This is a genomic window from Micromonospora profundi, assembly GCF_011927785.1.
Taxonomy (GTDB): domain Bacteria; phylum Actinomycetota; class Actinomycetes; order Mycobacteriales; family Micromonosporaceae; genus Micromonospora; species Micromonospora profundi.
This window is the reverse complement of record NZ_JAATJK010000001.1, coordinates 5886033-5908958: the sequence shown is the minus strand read 5'-3', so window position 1 is coordinate 5908958 and position 22926 is coordinate 5886033. Positions and strand designations below refer to the sequence as shown.

Annotated in this window: 21 protein-coding genes and 1 tRNA gene; 14 read left to right on the top strand and 8 right to left on the bottom strand. The window is 70.9% G+C overall.

Annotated features, from left to right (window positions below; all coding sequences use genetic code 11):
- The first annotated feature begins 71 nt into the window (after positions 1-71).
- Entirely contained in the window at positions 72-2735 is a 2664-nt protein-coding gene (locus tag F4558_RS26365) for an ATP-binding protein (protein WP_167946386.1), read from the top strand.
- A gap of 284 nt (positions 2736-3019) precedes the next feature.
- Here F4558_RS26365 and F4558_RS26360 read toward each other — a convergent pair whose 3' ends face one another.
- Positions 3020-3541 carry a MarR family winged helix-turn-helix transcriptional regulator gene (locus tag F4558_RS26360; protein WP_053651767.1) on the bottom strand — a complete coding sequence of 174 codons (522 nt, stop codon included), beginning with the start codon at positions 3539-3541 and terminating at the stop codon, positions 3020-3022.
- Between the two features lie 101 nt (positions 3542-3642).
- Between F4558_RS26360 and F4558_RS26355 the strand changes: the two genes are divergently transcribed.
- Positions 3643-4224: a YceI family protein gene (locus F4558_RS26355; protein WP_053651769.1), complete on the top strand. Its 582-nt coding sequence runs from the start codon at positions 3643-3645 to the stop codon at positions 4222-4224.
- Positions 4225-4505: 281 nt separating this feature from the next.
- A complete protein-coding gene (locus F4558_RS26350; RefSeq protein WP_053651771.1) occupies positions 4506-5984 on the top strand; it encodes a glutamate-cysteine ligase family protein in 1479 nt (492 codons plus the stop codon).
- Positions 5985-6056: 72 nt separating this feature from the next.
- On the opposite strand, the gene F4558_RS26345 is transcribed toward F4558_RS26350, so the two are convergent.
- The gene (locus F4558_RS26345) at positions 6057-7526 is read right to left on the bottom strand and encodes a hypothetical protein (RefSeq protein WP_209273407.1); all 1470 of its coding nucleotides are present in this window, start codon (positions 7524-7526) and stop codon (positions 6057-6059) included.
- 122 nt (positions 7527-7648) lie between these two features.
- Between F4558_RS26345 and F4558_RS26340 the strand changes: the two genes are divergently transcribed.
- Together F4558_RS26340 and F4558_RS26335 are read left to right on the top strand one after the other, a co-directional pair.
- Positions 7649-8332, top strand: a complete 684-nt coding sequence (locus tag F4558_RS26340; RefSeq protein ID WP_167946382.1) for a PASTA domain-containing protein — start codon at positions 7649-7651, stop codon at positions 8330-8332.
- A gap of 157 nt (positions 8333-8489) precedes the next feature.
- A complete protein-coding gene (locus F4558_RS26335; protein ID WP_053651778.1) occupies positions 8490-9332 on the top strand; it encodes a PASTA domain-containing protein in 843 nt (280 codons plus the stop codon).
- Positions 9333-9363: 31 nt separating this feature from the next.
- Here the strand turns inward: F4558_RS26335 and F4558_RS26330 are convergent, their stop codons facing one another.
- Positions 9364-9789 (bottom strand): hypothetical protein, encoded by a 426-nt coding sequence (locus tag F4558_RS26330; protein WP_053651780.1) that lies wholly within the window; start codon positions 9787-9789, stop codon positions 9364-9366.
- Positions 9790-9894: 105 nt separating this feature from the next.
- Positions 9895-10179 (bottom strand): hypothetical protein, encoded by a 285-nt coding sequence (locus F4558_RS26325; protein WP_053651782.1) that lies wholly within the window; start codon positions 10177-10179, stop codon positions 9895-9897.
- A 611-nt stretch (positions 10180-10790) separates the two neighbouring features.
- Here F4558_RS26325 and F4558_RS26320 point away from each other — a divergent pair.
- From F4558_RS26320 to F4558_RS26310, 3 genes are all read left to right on the top strand, one after another.
- Positions 10791-11666 carry a helix-turn-helix domain-containing protein gene (locus F4558_RS26320; RefSeq protein WP_053651784.1) on the top strand — a complete coding sequence of 292 codons (876 nt, stop codon included), beginning with the start codon at positions 10791-10793 and terminating at the stop codon, positions 11664-11666.
- Positions 11636-11857, top strand: coding sequence for a DUF397 domain-containing protein (locus tag F4558_RS26315; protein ID WP_053651787.1), 222 nt, complete (start codon positions 11636-11638; stop codon positions 11855-11857). The genes F4558_RS26320 and F4558_RS26315 overlap by 31 nt, the downstream gene beginning before the upstream one ends.
- Before the next feature lie 213 nt (positions 11858-12070).
- Positions 12071-12472: a hypothetical protein gene (locus F4558_RS26310; RefSeq protein WP_053651789.1), complete on the top strand. Its 402-nt coding sequence runs from the start codon at positions 12071-12073 to the stop codon at positions 12470-12472.
- Here F4558_RS26310 and F4558_RS26305 read toward each other — a convergent pair.
- The gene (locus F4558_RS26305; protein ID WP_053651791.1) at positions 12440-13039 is read right to left on the bottom strand and encodes a hypothetical protein; all 600 of its coding nucleotides are present in this window, start codon (positions 13037-13039) and stop codon (positions 12440-12442) included. The genes F4558_RS26310 and F4558_RS26305 overlap by 33 nt on opposite strands.
- Before the next feature lie 216 nt (positions 13040-13255).
- On the opposite strand from F4558_RS26305, the gene F4558_RS26300 reads away from it, so the two are divergent.
- Positions 13256-14812 (top strand): S8 family peptidase, encoded by a 1557-nt coding sequence (locus F4558_RS26300; RefSeq protein ID WP_167946380.1) that lies wholly within the window; start codon positions 13256-13258, stop codon positions 14810-14812.
- 72 nt (positions 14813-14884) lie between these two features.
- On the opposite strand, the gene F4558_RS26295 is transcribed toward F4558_RS26300, so the two are convergent.
- From F4558_RS26295 to F4558_RS26285, 3 genes are all read right to left on the bottom strand, one after another.
- Positions 14885-15691, bottom strand: coding sequence for a WecB/TagA/CpsF family glycosyltransferase (locus F4558_RS26295; protein WP_053652339.1), 807 nt, complete (start codon positions 15689-15691; stop codon positions 14885-14887).
- Complete coding sequence (locus tag F4558_RS26290; protein WP_209273406.1) at positions 15688-16803, bottom strand: NAD-dependent epimerase/dehydratase family protein; 1116 nt, start codon at positions 16801-16803, stop codon at positions 15688-15690. Before F4558_RS26290 ends, F4558_RS26295 begins: the two co-directional genes overlap by 4 nt.
- Before the next feature lie 64 nt (positions 16804-16867).
- A tRNA-Leu gene (locus tag F4558_RS26285) sits at positions 16868-16953 on the bottom strand.
- 209 nt (positions 16954-17162) lie between these two features.
- On the opposite strand from F4558_RS26285, the gene F4558_RS26280 reads away from it, so the two are divergent.
- The 5 genes from F4558_RS26280 to F4558_RS26260 are packed head-to-tail and all read left to right on the top strand — an operon-like array spanning position 17163 to position 22926.
- Positions 17163-17951 (top strand): FHA domain-containing protein, encoded by a 789-nt coding sequence (locus F4558_RS26280; protein ID WP_007454122.1) that lies wholly within the window; start codon positions 17163-17165, stop codon positions 17949-17951.
- A gap of 6 nt (positions 17952-17957) precedes the next feature.
- Positions 17958-18446, top strand: coding sequence for an FHA domain-containing protein FhaB/FipA (locus F4558_RS26275; protein WP_053651797.1), 489 nt, complete (start codon positions 17958-17960; stop codon positions 18444-18446).
- On the top strand, positions 18443-19903 hold the full coding sequence (locus tag F4558_RS26270; protein ID WP_053651799.1) for a protein phosphatase 2C domain-containing protein: 1461 nt from the start codon (positions 18443-18445) through the stop codon (positions 19901-19903). Before F4558_RS26275 ends, F4558_RS26270 begins: the two co-directional genes overlap by 4 nt.
- A 30-nt stretch (positions 19904-19933) precedes the next feature.
- A complete protein-coding gene (locus F4558_RS26265) occupies positions 19934-21424 on the top strand; it encodes an FtsW/RodA/SpoVE family cell cycle protein (protein ID WP_167946376.1) in 1491 nt (496 codons plus the stop codon).
- Positions 21421-22926, top strand: a complete 1506-nt coding sequence (locus F4558_RS26260; RefSeq protein ID WP_167946374.1) for a peptidoglycan D,D-transpeptidase FtsI family protein — start codon at positions 21421-21423, stop codon at positions 22924-22926. Before F4558_RS26265 ends, F4558_RS26260 begins: the two co-directional genes overlap by 4 nt.

Genomic DNA, 22926 nt, shown 5'->3' with positions numbered 1-22926 from the left:
TCGGCGAGCGGGCGTCGGGAGCCAGACGGTCGACTGCCATCAGTCGGCGTCGAACCGTACTCTTCGTGCCCATGACTCCGGATCAGGACTGGTCGCGGAGCCCGGCTGGTCGTACCCGGCTGCCGGAGCTGCTCCGCACGCACCGGCGTGCTGCCGAACTGACCCAGGCGGAGCTGGCGTCCCGAGCCGGGGTGGGCGTGCGGACCGTACGCGACCTGGAACGCGGCCGATCGGTCCGGCCGCAGCGCACCACCGTCGAGCTGCTCGCCACGGCGTTGGAGCTGACCGGAGCCACCCGTGCGGCGTTCCTGAGCGCGGCCCGGGGCGCCGCCGGTGGTGAACCTCCGCAGCCGGAGGGCGGTGCGGTGGCCGGCGACACGGAGGCGACAGCCGCACCGGCAGCCCTTCCGCCTCCGGTCGCCCTGATCGGTCGCGACCGCGACGTCAGCGAGCTGGCCGAGATGCTGATCGCCGAGCGCGGCCCTCGACTGGTGAGCCTGGTCGGGCTGGCCGGCGTCGGCAAGACCGCGCTCGCCCTGGCCGTGGCACACGCGGCAGCCCGCGCGTATCCGGCCGGCGTCGCCGGTGTGCTGGTCGGGGAGGGTTCGGACGGGCCGGACGTGCTCGCCGGCGCGATGACAGTGCTGGGCGAGGCCCGGCTACCGGAGCTTGCCGCCCGATTGTCCGGCCGGCCGGCACTGCTGGTGATGGACGCGGTGGAGCGGGCCCCCGGCCCGGTCGCCGAGACGCTGCACCGGTTGACCACAGTGGTGCCGTCGCTGCGGGTGCTCGTCACCGGGAGACACCCGGTCGGTCTGCCCGGCGAACGGGTCTGGCCGGTGGCCCCGCTCGAGGTGCCACCGCCTGACGCCCAACACTCCGGCCCGGCCACGCTCGGTTCCTGGCCCGCGGTCGCGCTGTTCATCGCCCGGCTCGCCCAGGTCCGCCGGGAGCCGCCCACACCCGAGGAGTTGCCGGCGTTGGCCGCGCTGGTTCGCCGACTGGGTGGACTGCCGCTTGCCATCGAGCTGATGGCCGCCCGGGGCCGGCTGCTCGACCTCACCGAGCTGCTCGACCGGTACGGCGACCGGGTGCTCGACCTGACCACCCCCGCCGATCCGGCTGCCCACCCCGGATGGGACGCGCCCGAGTCGACAACCAACCGCCAGTACGGCACCGATGCCATCCGTACGCCTGTGGCGGTCACCCTGCGGGATGCCGTGGCGAGCAGTTACCGGCTGCTCGCGCCCGATGAGCGGGACGCGTTGCGGCGGCTCGCCATGTTCGGCAACCGGTGGTCGGTGGAGTTGGCCGAGGAGATGCTTGCCGACGCGGCCGACCAGGAAGGAACTGTGGCGATCGACCCGGTTCCTTTGCTGGACCGGCTCGCCGAACTCGGCCTGTTGAGCGTACGTGGCACCGGGCCGTTCCGGTTTCGGCTGCTCGACGCCGTCCGTGAGTTCGCTGTCGAGCAGGCGGTCGGCGCCGGCGAGTTGGCCTGCCTCCGGCGCCGGCACGCGGAGGTGATCGCCCGTCTGGTGGCGCGTACCGCCGGCGACCTGGCTGGCCCTCGACTGCTCGACGCGGTGCACCGGCTGGACGAGGCGGCAAGCGACATCAGTTCGGCGCTGACGCACGCGGCCACCGACGATCCGCTTACCGCTCTGCGACTGGCGGCCTGCCTGACCCGCTGGTGGCGGTTCCGGGGGCGCGACGTGACCGGCCGGCAGTGGCTGCGGCGTCTGCTGGCCGACCCGCGGACTGTCGACGCGGACCCGATCCTGCGCGGTTGGGCGAGTCTCGGGGTGGCGCGGCTCGCTGCCGAGCATGGCGCGGAGGCCGACGAGTTGCGCACGGCACGGACCGCGCTGGACCTGTTCCGGCAGGCGGGCGACGTGACCGGCGAGCTGGAGGCCCGGAGTGTGCTGGGCGCGCTGCTGACGAGCGTCGGCGCGCACGACGAAGCCCGCGAGCAGGCGGAGTCGCTGCTCCGGCTGGCCACGCGCAACGGGCGTACCCGGGACGTGGCGGTGGCGCAGAACAGCCTTGCCTGGCATGAGATCCGGATTGGTGATCTGGCTGCGGCGCACCGTCGGCTGGCGGCCGTGGTCCGGCTCGCCGCCGAGGGCGGTGAGCCACGGTTGCGGGTGCTCGCCTGGGCCAACAGGGCCGAAGTCGCCCGCCTTGAGGGCCGGTACGCCGATGCCGTGGACCAGGGGCGGCGGGCGGTGGCGGCGCTGTTCGAGTTGGGTGATCCGGGTCAGCGGCGTCGTGTGCTGGGGACTGTCGGGCTGGCGCTCGCCCAGGACGGGCGTGTCGTGGAGGCGGCCGAGGTGCTCGCCGAGCTGCGTACCGGGGTCTCCGAGGCGACGCTTGCCGCACCTGGTCGACGGTGGGGTCGGCGGGCCGGGCCGCCGCGACCACGCTCGGATGACGCGGTGCTGTCGTGGGGCGGGCCGGAGGCGGGCATCTGCGCGTTGATCGAGGGCAATCTGGCTCTGCACCGGGGTGACCGGGAGTTGGCGGCCGAGTGGTTCGCCGCCGCTGCCGAGGCCGGTCACGATCGGCGGGACGTCGTGGAGGCGCTGGTGGGGCTTGCTGCGAGCACGGGGGACCCGGTTGTTCTCGATCGCCTCGACCGGGCCTGTGAGGAGAGCGGCATCCGGTTGTTGCCGCAGGAGTCGGGCTTGCTCTACGCGCTGACGGCTGGACGGAGCGGGCCGCCGGGCCAGTAGCCGACGGGGCAAGGGTCGGCGGTGGATCGTTTCCCGGCGCGGGTTGTGACGTCCGTCGGGCGGGAGTGGCGCGGGCGAAAGCCCCCTTGGTGCTACCCCTCGCTGTCCGCCCGCGCCGTCACCCCCCGGTGAATCCCCGGTGTCTGCCAGCCTGCCACCGCTACCCGGGCGTAAAGGTGCTCTTCGTGAGTTTTGTCCGGTCGTCAAGGCCAGTTCTGCCGGTCTTTCTGCCGGTGCCGGGCACCACTCCCGGGTGGTTTCATACGGCGGGAGTGGCCGGCGGGTCAGGCCGTACCGTCGGGCTCCTCGATGTCGACCAGCTCGTGCTCCGGCGTGACGTCGTCACTGCCGGCGGTGGCACCGGGATGTACGGCGTCCCGTACGCGGCGCAGGCCGTCGAGCAGTGCCGCAAGGGCGTCGGGGTCGAGTTGACCGGTGAACCACTGCTCGATGATCAGCAGGTGTCCGGGCATCGTCTCGTCGAGCCGCTGCATGCCGGCCGCAGTGACCACCGCGTACGAGCTGCGTCGATCGTTGGGGCAGGCGCGGCGGGTGAGTAACCCGTCGCGTTCCATCCTGTCCACCACCCGGGTCACCCCGCTTGTGGACAGGGAGGTCTGGGCGGCCAGGTCGGTCATCCGTAGTTGGTTGCCCGGCGAGCGGGCCAGTCGGGTGATCACCTCGAACTCGACAGCGGACAGGCCGTGCTCTTCCAGTTGGGCGGAGAACCGGGCCGACAGCCCAGCATGCGCCTCGTAGAGCAGGCCGACGGCAGTGATCCGAGGATCGTCGAACACGTTTGTCACTCGCTCATCCTACCAGTTATTGACACGGGGAATATTGTTAGAGGTATAGTTGCTCAGGCAGTCATTAGGCTACTGAACGAAATCTTCCTGGAGGCTCCAGCATGACCAGCAGCACCGATGCGGTTACCCGCGACTGGGACGGCCTTACCATCCCGGCGCCCGGCACCTACGTGCTGGACGCGGCGCACAAGCGGGTCGGCTTCGTCGTCCGGCACATGATGGTGAGCAGGGTCCGCGGTGAGTTCAACGAGGCAACCGCCACCATCACCGTCGCCGAGGACCCGTTGCAGTCCTCGGTCGTCGCGACCATCCAGGGTGCCAGCATCGACACCACTCAGGCCGACCGGGACGCGCACCTGCGCAGCCCCGAGTTCCTGGAGGTCGAGAAGTACCCGACCCTGGAGTTCCGCAGCACCGGCGTCAAGTCCCGCCGTGGCAACGAATTCGTCCTCAACGGTGAGTTGACCATCAAGGACGTCACGCGTCCGGTCGAGCTTGAGGTGGAGTTCGAGGGCGTCGGCCGCAGCCCGTTCGGGCAGGACATCTTCGGCTTCTCCGCGAGCACCGAGATCGACCGCGAGGAGTTCGGCCTGACCTGGAACGTCGCCCTGGAGACCGGTGGCGTGCTGGTCGGCAAGAAGATCAAGATCGAGATCGAGGGCGAGGCCATCCGCCAGGCCTGATCCCCCCGGATCACCGGTACGCCGGGCCCACGCCGTACGTTCGGCGTGGGCCCGGCGTCGTCTCGGGTCCGTGTGAATTGTCACGAGCTGTTCGCATCGTCATCGGGTCGGACAGGTCTCGGCGGGGTACAGATGGCGCCACGAGCGTGCTCGCTCCGGTCGGCGTCGGATCACCGCCGTAGGCCCCTGGCCCTGGCCAGGCGAGCGCTCCTAACGTGGTGGTTCACAATGCGCTTTCCGGGACGGCAGGATCCCGACCGCGCCGGCGTCGGGAGGACACAATGGGCAGGGACGTCTCGCAGGGCGCCTTCACCCGGGAGGACCGCGTCCGCTACCGGCAGAAGGTCCGGCGGTGCCTGGACGTCTTCGCCCTGATGCTCGACGACTTCGGGTTCGACGCCGACCGGCCGATGACCGGCCTGGAGATCGAGCTCAACCTTGTCGACTCGGCGGCCGAGCCGGCGATGCGTAACGAGGAGATCCTCGCCGACATCGCCGATCCGCTCTTCCAGACCGAGCTGGGGCAGTTCAACCTGGAACTCAACGCCGAACCCCGGCTGATCGAGGGCACCGGCTTCGCCGACTACGAACACGACCTGCGCAGCAGCCTCTCCCGAGCCGACGAGCGGGCCGCCAAGTCCGACGCGAAGATCGTCCTGGTCGGCATCCTGCCCACTCTCACCGAGGGCCACCTGGTGGAGGACAACCTGTCCACAAACGAGCGCTACCGGGTGCTCAACGACCAGATCGTCGGTGCCCGAGGTGAGGCCATCGAGCTCGACATCCGTGGCGTCGAGCAGTTGCAGACGCACACCGACTCGATCGCCCCCGAGGCGGCCTGCACCAGTCTCCAGTTCCACCTCCAGGTCGCGCCGGACAGCTTCGCCGACTACTGGAACGCGTCCCAGGCCATCGCCGGGGTGCAGGTGGCCGTCGGCGCCAACTCGCCGTTCCTGTACGGCCGCCAACTCTGGGCCGAGACCCGGATCGCCCTGTTCAAACAGGCAACCGACACCCGTCCGGACGAGCTGAAGGCCCAGGGAGTACGCCCCCGGGTGTGGTTCGGCGAGCGCTGGATCACCTCGATTTTCGACCTCTTCGAGGAGAACGTCCGCTACTTCCCGCCACTGCTGCCGATCTGTGAGGACGAGGACCCGGTGGAGGTGCTGCACGCAGGTGGGGTGCCCGAGCTGGGTGAGCTGCGGCTGCACAACGGCACTGTCTACCGGTGGAACCGCCCGATCTACGACATCATGAACGGCCGCCCACACCTGCGGGTGGAGAACCGGGTGCTGCCGGCCGGCCCGACGGTTGTCGACATGTTGGCCAACGCGGCCTTCTACTTCGGGCTGGCCCGCGGCCTGGCCGAGTCGGACCGGCCGATCTGGAGTCAGCTCACGTTCAGCTCCGCCGAGGAGAACTTCCACGCGGCGGCCCGGCGCGGCCTGGACGCGGTGCTGCACTGGCCCCGCCTCGGCGACGTACCGGTCACCAAGCTGGTGCTGGACCAGTTGCTGCCCACAGCGGCCACAGGCCTGGACGGGTTCGGTGTCGACCCGGCGCAGCGGGACCGGCTGCTCGGCATCATCGAGCAGCGCTGCCGGACCGGCCGCAACGGCGCCGTGTGGCAGACCGAGGCGGTCTGGGCGGCGGAGCGACGCCGGGGGATGGACCGGACAGCGGCGCTGCACCACATGGTCCAGCGCTACGCCGAACTCCAGCACAGCAACGAACCGGTCCACACCTGGCCCGTCGACTGACCCGACCGCCCGGTCGTGGCGCACGCGTACCGGGAGAAGGCCGCCCACCGCTGGTGATCGGCGCAGGCAGGGTCAGTCGGTGCCGGGGCGGCTCGGCCGGCGACGCCGGCTGCTCGGGGCGGGGCTCTCGGCCGGCTCGCCGCCGATGGCGTCGGCCGGATCCGATAGATCCGGGTCCGTGCGCGGTGCCGGCACCTGGGGTACGCCGTCGCGGCGCGGAGGAACGGCGCTGCCCCGGGTCGGGGATGCGTCGGCGTCGCGTGGCCGGGGCACTGCGGCGTCCCGGCTCCGGGATCGCGTCGCCCGGCTCGTCGGCGGGGCGGAGGCGGTGGCGTCCTGCGCGGCGGTGAGCCCGTCCGACGGCTCGGCCGAAAGCGCCCCGACCGTCGACGTCGACCGAGGGTCGGCCCCCGGAGCTGTGCCGGTGGCCGGGGGCGGACCGGCATCTGCTGCCGGGTCCACCGCCGCCGGTTCCGATGTGGTCGCCTCCCGGCTGGCTGCCCGACGCCGGTCGGCGCGCTCGGCCAAGACGGCGACCAGCACCGAACCGCCGATGCCGGCGATCACCGCGTAGGGGGCGATGAGCTGCGTGGAGAACTGCGCGGGGCCCAGCGTCGCCCAGCGCGGCACGGTGGTCAGGTAGGCGAGCGCCACGAGGAGCGGGCCGGCCGCGCCGGAGGCCGCCGCGCCGACCCGATGCCCGCCCGCGCGTGCGGCGCGGCGTGCGGCGAGCGCACCGATCAGCAGAGCGGGAATGAGCGCCAGCAGCGCGCCGGGCCAGTAGAGCTGCCCCCCGATCCAGTACCGCGCGTGGTCCGGGTCGAGCTGCCAGGTGCCGAGTTGGGCGCCGGTCAGCCCGCGTCCGACGCGTACTCCGTCGACCACCGACACCACCGCGAGCAGCCAGAGCCAGGCGGCCGTGGCGGTGACGTTCAAGGCGGCGGTACGCGAGCGCAGCGCCCACAGCGCGACGAGGACGCCGATCAGGATGCCCAGCGTCGCGTGCAGGGCGGCCACCCGCTGCGGCACGCTGGTGTCGGCACCCACCGCGACCCGGGCCGGCACGGCGACAAGCAGAACGGTGACCAGCCCACCCAGCCCGGCGGCGAGCGCCAACGCAAGGCTGCGGAGCAGACCGTCCCGTTCGCCGCGCTGCGGGTCTGCCTCCCGCGTCGACCGACCTGCCGTCGTGCCCCGAACCTTGTCGGTGCCTTCGACCGGTGGCGTCCGACCTGCCTCGACCGCCGTCGACTCCGCACGGTCGGGCTCGGCCGTCGGGGTCGGCTCAGCGCTTGTCGCAGGCGCGGGTACGGAACGGTGGTGCAGCCGCTGTGCGCAGACCGCACCGAGCACTGTCGAGCTGGCGGCGAGCCAACTTGCCCAGGCGAGGCCGTCCGCCCAGGCCGTGTCGTTGGCTCCGGCGTCGGTGGGTGTCCAGGTGATGACGCCCAGTCCGTAGCCGAAGCCCAGCTGCGCCGCGCCCGCGCCGGCAGCGACCCCGACCGCTGTCACGATCGATACTCCCCAGCCCCGTCTGGCCATGCCGGGCAGCGTAACGTCCCGTCGTCGACGCGGCGAGTCGCAGCGACCCGCCGGTTTGTACTGTCAGCACAACGGGTTGGGCGGCAGACGGTACGGTCGCCGGTGATGAGGCGGTGGGCGGTATGACGGACGCGGACACGGGTCGGCAGGATTCCACCGGAAGCGGCGGCGGTGGCCGGGCCAGCGTGCTGCTCGGCGGCGGGCTGGTCGCCGTACTCCTCGTGGCTGTCGGTGCGACAGGCGGTTGGCTGCTGGCCGGCGAGGGCGACACGTCCCAGGCTGATCGGCAGGCGGCGGCGAGCGCGACCCCCACGCCGACGGACCGGGTCACCCCGTCCCGACCGGCCGCGGGCCGGACCACTCCCGCCGCACCTCGGACGTCCGCCACCACCAAGGCGGCGGGGCTGACAGTGCCACCGGTCATCGGTACCGACTTCGAGCAGGCACGGGAAACGCTGCGCAAGCAGCGGCTGGGCTGGAGACTTGTCTTCGGCACCGGCAGCGGCCGCACAGTCGAGAGCACCTCGCCGGCCGTGGGCACCCAGGTGACCCGGGGCACCACAGTGCAACTTCAGGTGGCCGGCCCTGCACCGGCCGCCGAGGTGCCCGACGTGGTCGGCGACGAGTGCGCCGAAGCGGCCGACGACCTGGTCGACGCGGGTCTCTACCCGCGCTACCGCAGTGGGCGCAGCGGTGAGGTCAGCCGGCAGGACCCGGCCGAGGACGGCCCGGCCCGCTGGAACGACGAGGTCAGCATCTGGTGCGGGGCGGCACCGGACCAGCCGACGACAAAACCCACCCCCTGACCGGCCGGCCCACCGGCGTACCCGCTCGGCCAGGCGAGCGCGGCCGACCGTCCTGCGGCACGCGGTTCACGTCGCTGATCCCGGCCCAGGTCGACCTGGGCGGTTAGGTTGGCGGTCGAGGGCCGTGCCGCCCGCCCGGTTCGGGAAAGGACGTGCGATGAGCGACGACCGCCAGGAGCCGCCCACCGGGGAGCCCGACGACGACCGGACGCACGCCCTACCGCCCCCGAAGCCCGAAGCGTCGCCGGACGAGACCGTGCCGTTCGACCGCACTGCGGCGGCTGGGCGTTCCGGGTCGCCGGACGAGACGATGCCGATCGACCGGACCGCAGCCGCTGGGCGTGAAGCGTCGCCGGAGCAGACCGTGCCGTTCGACCGGGCGGGGCCGGCGGGCGACCGGACGGCGCGGATGCCTGTCGAGCGGTCGACGACGCCGCCGTGGTCCGGGCGCGCCGAGGTGCAGGCGCCCCGGCCGGCCGAGCCCACCGGAGACTGGTACGTCGAGGAGCAGGGTGGCCGGCGCTGGTGGCTGCCCATCCTCTGGGGTGTGCTCGCCCTACTCCTCGCCGGACTGCTCGGCGCGGCGGTGTGGGTCCTGCTCGACGCGCGGGATGACGACCCCGACAACCCCGGGCCGACTCCGTCGCTGCCGTCGGCCACTGCTACCTCGGCAGCGCCGACCAGCGCCGCGCCCACATCGGCGGCACCGACAAGTGCGACGCCGAGCAGCCCACCGACGAGCGCCCCGCCGGAGCAGGTGCCGGTGCCGCCGCTGACCGGCCTGACACAGGCCACGGCGGAAGGGCTGCTGGACCGGCTCGGCCTGGCCTACCGGGTGGTGTACCGACAGTCGGAGTTGCCGCCGGGCACTGTGGTGAGCACCGAGCCGGAGGCCGGCACGTCCGTGTCGACCGACGAGGAGGTGCTGCTGGTGATCTCGCAGGGGCGGCCGTCGACGGGTACCGGCTCGGCCAGCCCGAGCCCGACGGGCACGCCGTGACCGCCGGGGACCGGCATGCCGTGACCGGCGCTCACCACATCCGACGGCGGGTGCCGACCAGACCGAGACCGGCCAGCGAGATGGTGAGGCCGAAGAGGCCGGACCAGAACAGTGAGCGGCGGACGTCCGTAGCGGTGTGCCTGGCCGGGGCCGCGTCGGTGGTCTCCTGCTGGCCGTTGGACTGACCGCCGGCACCGGAGCCGGCGGCCGGGCCTGTCGTTTCGGGCTGTTCCTCCGGTGGTTCGGCGCCGATCCAGCCGGCTGCGTCGTCAGCCGGGTCGGAGTCGACCACGGTGATCTCGGGAGCCGGCACCGGAGTGACCAGGCGTGTGGACGACAGCGCCGGGTCGCGGGCCAGGACCACGAGGATGGTCACGGCCCCGAGCAGGGCGAGAAGTCCGAGAGCACAGGTGATACGGGAGCGGTGGTGCCGCCGCATGGCGGGCTGATTGACCATGAACCATCCCAGGCTCAGGGTCCTGGACGTGCGGGTGGAACGGTGCCGGGGTGGGCGTACCAATTCTATGGCGACGGCACGCCCACCGGCGGCGGATCGGGCTGGTCAGCCAACTGCAACCGGGGTACGGGCCACCGACCGGCGGGCCCGTACGGTGTGCGGGCGGGGCTGCGGTGCGGCCTGCACCTGGTGCAGCCCGTCCCGCTGAACGAAGATCGACCGTCGGTTGACCGCGTCGCCAGCGGTGTTGAGTTCGTAGCCGTCGAGCCAGAGCCAGCCATCGTAGGTCGGCCACTCGAGCACCCGGATCACCCGGAACATGATGGGCCTGAGGAACTGGACACTCGCCGCGCGAGTCACATGCAGTACGTCACCGGAGCGGGGAAGCACATGGGCTCCTGGGAGGGTCGGCCGGCGGGGTGCCGGCGGTGACTGTCGGGGACGTCATGGCCCGGTGACGGGGTCGCGCCTCGTGGGCCGGTGGTGCGGGATGGCGGTGGTCGGGCCGTACCCGCTGGTGGCGTGCCGCCACCCGACCATCACCTGACCGCCTCCGGGAACCGCGCCCACCGCCACAGCCGGCTGGCTTGCAGCGGTGGGGTCCTTACCCCGGGGGCAGATCCGTGTGTCGCTGGCCCGGCCCGTGCCCCGAGCAGCGCCCCGGGTCACCACACCCGGAGAGCGGATCGGAACGCTGAGTGATCCGTGCCATACGGACAGAGTGCATCAGTGACGTGCTTCATGCAAGTTGCACGTCGACTTTTGCCAATACGTGAGTCCGACACGCAAACCGCTGCTTGAAGGCATACGCGTGCTGGCGTCACACTGGGGGCCGGTTTCGCCGTCGCGGCCGTCCGATGCCGGGCACCACACCCCTCGCCGCGAACGCCCGCCGGTCGACGGTCGCGCCTCCGGCGGGCGGCAGCCAGTGGCGCGTCGACCGGAGGTAGCCCGAGTGGGGTCGAGCAACCAGCGGAAGCCTCGGACGCAGAGGTCGCGCGATGAGTGAGCGGCGCAGCCCGACCATCAGGCGCCGGAGGCTCGGTGCGGAGTTGCGCCGGCAGCGGGAGTCGGCGGGCATCACCATCGAGGTCGTCGCCGAGCAGTTGGAGTGCTCGGCGTCCAAGGTCTCCCGGATCGAGACCGGGCACACCACCGCCACCCCACGCGACGTGCGGGACATGCTGCGGATCTACGGCGTGGTGGGCGCCGAGAGCGACGAACTCGTGCAGATCGCCCGGGAGGCCCGGCAGAAGGGCTGGTGGCATCCGTACAGCACCGTGCTCGTCGGGGCGTACGTCGGGCTGGAGGCCGCCGCGAGTTCGATCCGGGCGTACGAGCAGCAGGTGGTCCCCGGTCTGTTGGAGACCGAGGAGTACGCCGGTGCGATGATCCGCGCCGCCCGCCCGGACTTCACCGCCGACCAGGTGCACCAGCGGGTGCGTGTCCGTCTCGGCCGCCAGTCGTTATTGACCCAGGACGATCCGGTCGATCTGTGGGTGGTGCTCGATGAGGCGGTGGTAAGCAGGCCGGTGGGCGGGGACGAGGTGATGCGTGGCCAGCTCAGGCGGTTGGTCGAAGTGGCCGAGTTGCCGAACGTGACGCTGCAGATCCTGCCCTTCGAGGTGGGAGCGCACGCCGGCATGGACGGGACCTTCACGATCCTCAGCTTCCCCGAGCCCGGTGATCCGGATGTGGTGTACGCGGAGAACGCCACGGGTGGGCTCTTCCTCGAGAAGAGCGACGAACTGCAGAAGTACAGCTTCATCTTCGATCACATCCGTGCTGCGGCCATTCGTCCGGAGGAGTCCGTCGCACACATCGCAAAACTGGCAGAGGAGCCGAGATGGCGACCAAGGGGTTCCCCGTGGACCTGACGCAGGCAACGTGGTTCAAGAGCTCGAAGAGCGGGCCGAACTGTGACAACTGCGTGGAGGTGGCGTACGTGACCGGGGCTGTCGGAGTTCGGGATTCGAAGGACAAGGCCGGACCGGCGCTGGTCTTCGCTCCCGGTGACTGGCACGCCTTCGTCGCCGGCGCCAGGGGTGGTGTGTTGAGCGCGTCCTGACCCGGAGGTCAGCTGAGGTCCCCGTCCGGCCCCGACCGGGCGGGGACCTTCCGCGTCCCCGATTGCGGGCTGTCGGGCCGCCGGATCGACAGGTGCGGGTGAGGTTCCGCCGGGATTCCCGTCGCCACAGCGGGTCCGCCTCGTTGAACCGGTCGGTACGGCGCTGATCACGACCGCCGCACCGACCGCACCCGAACGAGGTAGGCGAGACGGATGACGACGATCGGTTCAGACAACCTCACCAACGGTCCGGGTAAGCCGGAGCGGTTCGGTGGCAAGTACCGCGGGGCACGTCGGGACACCGTACTGACCGAGGTGGTCTCGACCGAGCAGGAGTTGAACGGCCGGGAGTCGACGGACTCCGAGGCGGGCGATGCACCGCTCTCGCTGCCCTCGCTGGACCCGAACCCGCTAGTCGAGCCGTCGTTCCCGCCGACCGGCTGGCCGGTGGAGCCCACCGCGTCGCTGGCCGACCACCCGCTGCTGCGTGGCCTGCTCATGGAGTTGCCCCCGAAGGGCAGCGTGCCGCCGCCGGGTTGGCTGGACCGCTGGTTCGAGGCGACCCGGGCGATCCTGGAGTTGCTATACGTGCAGGGGTCCGGTCGCCCGCGCTGAGCGTGGCGCGGCCTGCTGGGTCCGCTCGGCGAGCCGGTTGTGCCGAAGTGCGTGCCGGACGCCGATGGCCGCCACCGCGAGTGCGCCGACGGTGATCGCCGGCCCGGCGACCCCGGGCTCCGCGCCGAGGTCCGCGCCGGCCGCCGCGATCACCGCGGGCATTGTCGCCAGGGCGGTCACCTGCAACGGCAACCCGACGAGCGGGTGCGCCGCGGCGGCGCGCAGCCCGTGCGGGGCGGGCGTGCCGGGTGCCGTATCGAACGCGCCGGCCCCGGCCCGGAGTCGGCGGATCCGCCGCAGGGAGCAGATTGCCACCACGAGCGCCGGCCCGGTGGCGAGGGCGAGGGCGGCGGCGGCCCGGTCGACAGGCGCGGTGCCGGCGCTGAACAGCCCGCCGACGGCCACCGCCGCGACGAGCGTCACGCCGGTCAGTGCCAGTGCCAGCAACAATCCGGTACGCCGTCGCAGCGCGCTCGCGTCGCGCAGCCGGGGCAGTCGGTCGGCCAGGACCCCGGCGGCCAGCCAGACGGCGGCTACCGGCAACAGGATGGCGAGCTGACTTTCCATGTCGGAGAGTCTTTCCCGATTCGACGCTCAGCGAATCCGGGCCGGTCCCCGGTTCGCCCCGGAAGCCCGCCCCGTAGGGGGTCATCCCATCAAGGTGATGGACGTTTCGACATGTTTCTTGGCCGACCGTGCCGATCTACCCTCAGCTCGATCGGCAAGTGTCGATTGAGTTGATCGGTGGCCGCGTTTCGCCGCCGGTCGGAGGGAGGTAGGGAAATGGGTCTTCCACGCAGGTCCGTACTGGTCGGGGTGGCAACGGCGACAGTGCTGGCCGTCGGTACCCCCGCCCTGGCCGCCGAGCCCGTCGGCGTGGTCCGGGAGGCCGGCGGAGCCACCGCCGTGCAGGACAGCTACATCGTCGTCCTCAAGGACAGCGCCGTCACCCTCAGCCGGGTCGGCGACGCCGCGAAGCGGCTGACCGGCAGGCACGGAGGGTCGATCGCCCGCACCTACGGTACGGCGCTGCGTGGCTTCGAGGTCACCGTCAGCGCGAAGGCGGCGGCCCGGATCGCCGCCGACCCGGATGTGGCGTACGTCGAGCAGAACCACACCGTGTCGATCTCCGGAACGCAGGCCAACCCGCCCTCCTGGGGTCTCGACCGGATCGATCAGCGCAACCGGCCGCTGGACAGCTCCTACACCTACCCGAACACGGCGAGCAACGTGCACGCCTACATCATCGACACCGGCATCCGCTTCGCCCACAGCGACTTCGGCGGCCGGGCCACCTCCGGCTTCGACGCTGTCGACGGCGGAGCGGCCGACGACTGCAACGGGCACGGCACGCACGTCGCCGGCACCGTCGGCGGTTCCGCGTACGGCGTCGCCAAGGGCGTTCAACTCGTCGGCGTACGGGTGCTGAACTGCTCCGGCAGCGGCACCAACGCCGGTGTGATCGCCGGTGTCGACTGGGTCACCCAGAACGCGATCAAGCCGGCCGTGGCGAACATGAGCCTCGGCGGTGGCGCGAACAGCTCCCTGGACACAGCGGTTCGCAACTCGATCGCGTCGGGTGTGACGTACGGCCTCGCGGCAGGCAACGACAGCGGCGCCAACGCCTGCAACACCTCGCCGGCCCGCACCGCCGAGGCCATCACCGTGGGCTCGACGACGAACACCGACGCCCGTTCGTCGTTCTCCAACATCGGCACCTGCCTGGACATCTTCGCGCCCGGGTCGTCGATCACGTCGGCCTGGCACACCAGCAACACCGCGACCAACACGATCAGCGGCACCTCGATGGCCACCCCGCACGTGGTCGGCGCGGCTGCCCTGGTAGCCAGCGCAAACCCGAGCTGGAGCCCGCAGCAGGTCCGGGACCAGCTTGTCGCCAACGCGACCCCCAACGTCGTGACCAGCCCCGGCACCGGCTCACCGAACCGGCTGCTCTACGTCGGCAGCGGCGGCACCACTCCGCCCCCGCCCACCGGCTGCACCGGCACCAACGCCACCGACGTGACGATCCCGGACGCCGGGTCGGCCGTCACCAGCGCGATCACCATCTCCGGGTGCGGCCGTAGCGCGTCGTCGGCCTCCACTGTGGCGGTGAACATCGTGCACACGTACCGCGGTGACCTGGTCATCGACCTGCTCGCCCCGGACGGTAGCTCGTACCGGTTGAAGAACTCGGGCTCGGACAGCGCCGACAACGTGATCGCCACGTACACGGTCAACCTGTCCAGCGAGGCCGCCGACGGCACGTGGCGGCTCCAGGTTCGTGACGTGTACTCGGCCGACACCGGCTACATCAACAGCTGGACCCTGACTGTCTGACCGGTCCCCGTACGACACGAGGCCCCACCCGAAGCGGGTGGGGCCTCGCGCCGTACGCGATTGGGGAAGGGGTCAGACCGCGAAGGTCGCCGGTCGCTCGGTGGCCGGGGCCGGCGGGCGGGCCTTCCACAGGCCGGTCTTCTGCCCGGCCAGCCGGGTCAGGTAGGCGGGGTTGAGGATCACGTAACGCTTCCAGAGGCGCTTCGGCTCCAGACCGAGCCGCCAGAACCATTCCAGGCCGGCGCGCTGCATCCACGGCGGAGGCTGGCGCAGCAGCCCGGCGTGGTAGTCGAAGGCCGCGCCGACCGCCATCAGCGGCATGTCCAGCAGCGGACGCATGGCGTACGCGAAGACCTCCTGGCGCGGGCAGCCGAGCCCGACCAGGACGAGCCGGGCGCCACTGGACCGGATGCGGTCGGCGATCTCGGCGTCCTCGCCCGGCTGGACGGCACGGAACTTCGACGGCTCCACTCCGGCGATCTTCAGCGCCGGGAACATCCGCTCCAACGCGGGGATCAGCTTGGCAAGCGTCTCCTCGGTCGAGCCGTACAGGTAGACCGGCAGTCCCTCGTCGGCGAAGCGGGAGAGCACGTGCAGGGTCAGTGTCGGCCCGTAGACCCGGTCGGTGAGCCCGGCGTCGTGCAGCAGGTTGAGCGCCCAGCGCACCGGCTGCCCATCCGGGGTGACCACGTCGAAGGAGTTGAGCCGCGCGTTGTGCGGCCGGTCCAGTACGCCGGTCATCACGCCGTGCACGGCCAGCGCGGTGAGCGCGAACGGGCGCCGCTCGTGCGCCGCGGTCACCACCGCGTCGGTGGCCGAGGTGTAGTCGGTGGCGTCGACCAGGACGCCGAGCACGTTGCGCTTGCTCTGTGCGGTCATGACTGCGGCACCCACTTGTCCACGTTGGCCTCGTAGATCTCCCGCAGGATCATCGGCACGTCGTACGTGATTTTCCAGTCCGGGTAGTGCTCCTCGAAGCGGCCCATGCTGCTCACGTACCACTGGTGGTCGCCGGTGCGGGCCTGCTCGACGTAGTTGATCCGCGCCTCGCGGCCGGTGATCTCCTCGGCGACGCGGAACGCCTCGATGTGCGACGTGTTGGAGTGCCGGCCGCCGCCCAGGTTGTAGACCTCGGCCGACCGGGGCGCCCGGAAGAACGCCTCGAACGCGGTCAACACGTCGTGCGAGTGGATCGCGTCGCGGACCATCTTGCCCTTGTAGCCGAACAGGTTGTACGTCCGGCCCTCCATGACGCAGCGCATCAGGTACGCCAGGAACCCGTGCAGTTCGGCGGCCGAGTGCGCCGGGCCGGTGAGCGTGCCGCCCCGGAAACAGGCGGTCTTCATGTCGAAGTAGCGGCCGTACTCCTGAACCATCACGTCCGCGGCGACCTTCGAGGCGCCGAAGACCGAGTGCAGCGAGTGGTCGATCGACATGTCCTCGGTGATGCCCTCGTACCAGCGGTGGTCCTCGGGCAGCTCGTACCGGGTGTCCAGCTCGACAAGCGGCAGGTTGTTGGGCCGGTCGCCGTAGACCTTGTTCGTCGAGCAGTGGATGAACGGCGCGTCGATGGCGTGCCGCCGCGTGTTCTCCAGCATGTTGAGCGTGCCGCCGGCGTTCACGTCGAAGTCCGTGTACGGCTCCTTGGCCGCCCAGTCGTGACTCGGCTGCGCCGCGCTGTGGATCACCACGGCGATGTCCGGGCCGTACTTCTTGAAGACCTGTTCAAGGCCGTCGCGGTCCCGGATGTCCACGGCGAAGTGGGTGTACGAGTCACCCAGGTCCCGGCTCAGCCGCTCCAGGCTCCACGAGGTGGAGCCGTCCTCGCCGAAGAAGTACCGGCGCATGTCGTTGTCGATGCCGACGACGTCCAGGCCGAGACCGGCGAAGTGCCGGACCGCCTCGGAGCCGATCAGACCACCCGAGCCGGTCACCAACGCGACAGTCACACGCCACTCCTGGTCCATCGGAGGCAGAATCCATCGGAGCATAGCGTGATGTCCGGCACGCCCCGATACGACGGAAGGGCCCCGCATTCCGCGGAGCCCTCGTCTCTGGTGGGGATGGGGGGAGTTGAACCCCCACGCCCTTTCGGGCACACGGACCTGAACCGTGCGCGTCTGCCATTCCGCCACATCCCCGTGGCACAACCCGGACCACTCTAGCTGCCCTGAGCCCGCTGTCTCCAACAGGACCCCGGAGATACTAGGCTGTTCCGGGTGCTCGCCTCGACCGGTTACCGTTCGTGGCGGACGAAAGAGTAGCACGGCAGTCCCGGCCCTTCCGAACAGGCCGGTAGCAGGCGGGCCGAGCGGCGTGTGAGCTGCGCGCGCGCCGGCCGGATACCATCATGTCCTCGGGACCCGAGGAGGAGCCGGTGAGCGTGCTGCAACGCTTCGAGAAGCGTCTGGAAGGCCTGGTCGAAGGGGCCTTCGCCAAGGTCTTCAAAGGGGTGGTCCACCCCGTGGAGATCCTCAATGCCATGCAGCGGGAGGCTGAGGCGCACAAGGCGATCCTCGCCGGTGGGCGGACGCTGGTGCCCAACCGCTACGTGATCGATCTCTCGCCGTTCGACCACAGTCGGCTGGCCCCGTACGCCGCCGCGCTGGCCCAGGAACTGGCCCAGTCGCAGGCGGAGTTCATCGGCGAGCAGGCCTGGACGGTCTACGGCGACGTGATCGTCGAGATCGAGCGGGGCGAGGGGCTGGACACGGGAATGTTCCGCGTCACCGCCGAGGTCTACACCGGTGGCGAGGTCGCCCCGGTGTCGGCACCCGGCTACGACGCCGGTCCGCCCGCCTACCCCGCGTACGACCAGGGTGGGGGCTACGGCCCGCCGCCCGGGCACGGTGGTGGCCGCAACGTGCGGCTGGTCTCCGGTGACGGCCGCACCTACCCCCTCCAGATGGGGTCGACGGTGATCGGTCGCGGTGACCAGGCCAACCTGCGCCTGCCCGACGTCGGCATCTCCCGGCGACACGCCCGGCTGGATTTCGACGGCGGCCAGGTCGTGCTGACCGACCTGGGCTCCACGAACGGCACCATGGTCAACGGGCAGCGGGTTTCCGCCGTCGCCCTGAACCCTGGTGACATGGTCCAGCTCGGCACCACGACGCTGACCTTCCGCGTGGACGGCTGAGCCGCCTTGCCGGCACTGGTCATCACCGTCGCCCGGTTCGGGTTCCTGATCCTCCTGTGGATCTTCGTGTTCACGGTGGTCGGTGTGATCCGTCGGGACCTCTTCGCGGGAGCCCGGTCCGGTCGCCTGGTGGCGGCACCACGAGCGGTCGGCGCCTCGACGGGGCAGCAGGCGGCCAAACCAGCAAAGGTGAAGCGGGGGCGGGCGGCCCATCAACTGGTGGTGACCGCCGGTCAACTGGCCGGCACCCGGATCACCCTCGGTGAAGCGCAGATCACCATCGGTCGGGCCGAGGATTCCACGCTTGTCATCACCGACGACTACGCCTCCGCGCGGCATGCCCGGCTCATGCCGCGCGAGGGGCAGTGGTTCGTCGAGGACCTCGGCTCGACTAACGGGACATACCTCGATCGCGCTAAGGTCACCGGACCAACCCCCGTCCCCCTCGGCGTGCCGATCCGGATCGGCCGCACTTCCCTCGAATTACGGCCATGACTCTGACCCTGCGCTATGCGGCCCACAGCGACCGCGGTCTGATCCGTGACGGCAATCAAGACTCCGTCTACGCCGGGCCGCGGCTACTCGCCGTTGCCGACGGCATGGGCGGTATGGCCGCCGGTGACGTCGCCAGCAACATCGTCATCGGTGCCATGGCGCCGCTCGACGAGGACGTCCCAGGGGACGCCCTCGTCGACGCGTTGCGTTCGGCCGTGGGCACCGCCAACCAACAGCTCCGCGACACGGTGGACGCCAACCCGCAGTTGGAGGGGATGGGCACCACGCTGACGGCGACCCTCTTCTCCGGCAGCAAGCTGGGGATGGTCCACATCGGCGACTCGCGGGCCTATCTGCTGCGCAACGGTGAGTTCTCCCAGATCACCAAGGACGACACGTACGTCCAGATGCTCGTCGACGAGGGCCGGATCAGCGCCGAGGAGGCGAGCAGCCACCCGCAGCGTTCGCTGCTGACCCGCGCCCTGGACGGCCGGGACATCGACCCCGAATATTCGGTGCGTCAGGTGCTGCCCGGTGACCGTTACCTGATCTGCAGCGACGGCCTGTCGGGTGTGGTCAGCGCCGAGACGATCGGTGATTCCCTGCGGGAGTACACCGACCCGCAGCAGTGCGTCGAGCGCCTGGTTCAGCTCGCCCTGCGCGGTGGCGGCCCGGACAACATCACTGTGATCATCGCCGACGCCACCGACCACGACATCGTCGAGGCGACCCCGATCGTGGGCGGCGCCGCCGCCCGGGACCGGGGCATGGCCACCTCCGCCGACAACTCGACCCCTGCCGCCCGGGCCTCGGCGCTCTCCGCGCCGCGCCCGGCTGTGCCGGAGGAGCCGACGTCCTCGGACGACGAGCCGGAGCAGCGGAGGCACCGACCGGTGCGGGCCACCGCGATGGCGCTGGCCATCCTGGTGATCATCGGCGGTGGTCTCTTCGCCGGCTGGACGTACACGCAGCGCCAGTACTACGTGGGTGCCACCGACGAAGGGCAGGTCGCTGTCTTCCGGGGCATCCAGGGGCAGATCGCCGGAGTTGACCTCTCCACCGTGCACCGCACCAGCAGCACCCGGCTGGACGACCTCACCGTCGCCGCTCAGGACACCGTCAAGGTGGGCATCCGGGCCAAGAGCGAGCCGGACGCCGAACGTCAGCTCGCCGAGCTGACGAGCGACACCCCGACCAACCCGAACCTGAAGCCGATCTGCCCGCCCGACCCGACGGCGGTGGGCGGCACGCCGTCGGCCTCGCCGACAACCGCCCTTCCCGGGACCACCCCGGAGCCGAACGGCAGCCCCAGCGCCGGGGCGCCGGTGACCCCCAACGGGGTCGTCAGCGCAAGCCCGACCCTCGCGGCCACCGATCTGACCTCCCCATCCGACGCCACGCCCTCCGATTCGACAGCGCCGGGGCTCGACCCGGCCGGCTGCCGGTCTCCTGAGTGAGCGTCGGCTGAGATCACAAGGACCCCACCCGTGACCGTAGCGGCCACACCGGCACCCTCGCCCGCCACCACGGGCGGGGATTCCGGCGTACGCCTGGCCCGGTCACGTCGCAACGCCGAGCTGTCCCTGCTGCTGTTGGCCATGGTGATCGTGGCCGCGTACATGGCGACCGTCGAGGCGAACCTGCTGGACACTGTCACCCCGGACTTCTGGATGCCCGCTGCCGCAGTCGGCGCGGTCTTCCTCGGCCTGCACCTGGTGATCCGGTTCCTCGCCCCGTACGCCGACCCGGCGCTGCTGCCTGCGGTGGCCCTGCTCAACGGCCTCGGGGTGGGCTTCCTGCGCCGGATCGACCTGGGCGAGGCGGCACCTGCCGACCGGGAGGGCCTGGCCACCTTCGCCGGTATCGGCGGCCGGCAGTTGGCCTGGACGCTCGCCTCGGTGATCCTCGCCGCCGTCCTGCTGGCCATCATGCGCGACCACCGTTCGATCTCCCGGTACGCGTACACCCTGGGGCTTGCCGGCATCGTGCTGGTGATGCTCCCGGCGGTGCTGCCCAGCAGCATCTCCGAGATCAACGGCGCGAAGCTGTGGATCCGGGTCGGTGGCTTCTCCATCCAGCCAGGCGAGTTCGCCAAGCTGGCGCTGCTTGTCTTCTTCGCCTACTACCTGGTGCGCAAGCGCGAGGTGTTGTCGCTGGCCAGCCGGCGTTTTCTCGGCATCGACTTCCCGCGCGGGCGCGACCTCGGCCCGGTCGTGGTGGTCTGGCTGATCAGCGTCCTGGTGCTGGTCTTCGAGAAGGACCTCGGCACCTCGCTGCTCTACTTCGGCATGTTCGTGGTGACGCTCTACATCGCCACCGAACGGGTCAGTTGGCTGCTGATCGGTCTGATCCTCTTCTTCGGGGGCGCCTACCTCGCCTACATCCTCGGCTCGACGGTCGGTGGGCCGTTCGCCAACTTCTACGTGCGCGCGGAGATCTGGCTGGACCCGTTCGCCGATCCGCACGGCAAGGGCTACCAACTCGTCCAGGGCCTGCTCGCCCTCGGCACGGGCGGGCTGTTCGGCGCCGGGCCGGGCGGCGGCCAACCGGACATCCTGCCCGAGGTGCAGAACGACTTCATCTTCGCCGGCATCGGTGAGGAGATCGGCCTCTTCGGCCTCTCCGCGCTGCTCGTGGTCTACCTGCTGATCGTGGAGCGGGGCCTGCGCGCCGCGCTCGCGGTGCGTGACTCGTTCGGCAAGCTGCTCGCCGGCGGTCTCGCGTTCACCCTGGGCCTCCAGGTCTTCGTGATCGTCGGCGGCATCAGCAAGCTCATCCCGCTCACCGGTCAGACCACGCCGTTCCTGTCCGCCGGTGGTTCGTCGCTGATGGCCAACTGGCTGCTCATCGCGGTGCTGCTGCGGGTCTCCGACGGCGCACGCCGTCCGGTGACCGGTGGTGGTGGCAAGGCGGCCCGACCGACGGGTGGCCCGCCCGAGCAGTTGCACGGTGCTCCCACGGAGGTGATCAAGCCGTGAACGCACCCCTGCGCCGCGTCGGCGTCGTCGTCATTGTCCTGTTCGGCCTGCTCTTCGCGAACCTCAACTGGATCCAGGCGTACAAGGCCGATGAATACCGCACCAGCGACTACAACGGTCGGGTCCAGGTTGCCGACTACAAGCGCAAGCGCGGCAACATCGAGGCCGGCGGCACCGCGCTGGCCACCAGCAAGGAGACCACCGGCAAGCTGAAGTTCCAGCGCTCCTACCCGGGCGGTGCCAAGTACGCCCACGTGCTCGGCTACAAGCCTGTCAACCTGGCCGACAAGGGCATCGAGCAGGTGGAGAACGACTTCCTGGCCGGCACCAGCGACCAGTTGATCGGCGACCGGTTCAAGGACCTGTTCACCGGTGACGAGACCGGTGGTGGCAACGTCCTGCTCACGCTCTCCAAGCGGGCGCAGGACGTGGCGTACGACCAGCTGCGCAACAACCAGGTGGGGGCGAAGAAGGGCGCGGCGATCGCCATCGACCCGCGTACCGGGGCGGTACAGGCGCTGGTCTCGATGCCAAGCTTCGACCCGAACCCGCTGGTCAGCCACAACACCAATGAGGCGACCGCGGCGTTCAACAAGCTGGAGCAGGACCCGGAGGGTCCGCTGAAGAACCGCGCGCTCGGCGAGACGCTGCCGCCGGGCTCCACCTTCAAGATCGTGATCGCCGCCGCAGCCCTGGAGAACGGCGTCACCAAGACCACCCAGATCCCGGCCGGGTCGAGCTACACGCCGCCCACCTCCGGCAGCCAGATCCGCAACGCCGCTCCGTCGATCTGCCCCGAGTCGCAGGTCACCCTGATGGACGCGGTCACCGAATCCTGCAACACCGGCTTCGCCCAGCTCGGGGTGCGCCTCGGCGCCGACACCGTGAAGGAGAAGGCGCGGCAGTTCGGGTTCGAGCAGGAAGACCTCACAGTGGGTCACCTCGGCGAGGGCGGCCTGCCCACGGCGGCCAGCCGGACCGGGGACATGCAGAACCCCGACGGCAGCACCGACCCGGCCGCGCTCGCCCAGTCCTCGATCGGGCAGAACAACGTCCGGATGACCCCGCTGGAAGGCGCCCTGATCGCGAGCGCGGTCGCCAACAACGGCAGCCAGATGCGGCCGTACCTGGTCCGGCAGTTGCTCGCTCCGGACCGGACCACCAGCTACTACACCGCCAAGCCCCGGGAGCTGCGCCAGCCGGTCAGCGGTCAGGTCGCGACCGACCTGCGCGAGATGATGGTCAGCGTGGTGCAGAACGGCACCGGCCGGAAGGCAGCCATCAACGGCTACACCGTCGGTGGCAAGACCGGCACCGCCCAGTCCGCCCCGGACCGCCCCGACCACGGTTGGTTCATCGGCTTCGCCCTGGACAAGAACGGCAACCCGGTCTCCGCGGTGTGTGTGGTGCTGGAGCAGGCCGGCAGTGGCGGGAGCGCCGAGGCCGCACGCATCGGCGGCCAGATAATGCGAGCCGCCATCGCCGACCCCGGGGGTCGCTGA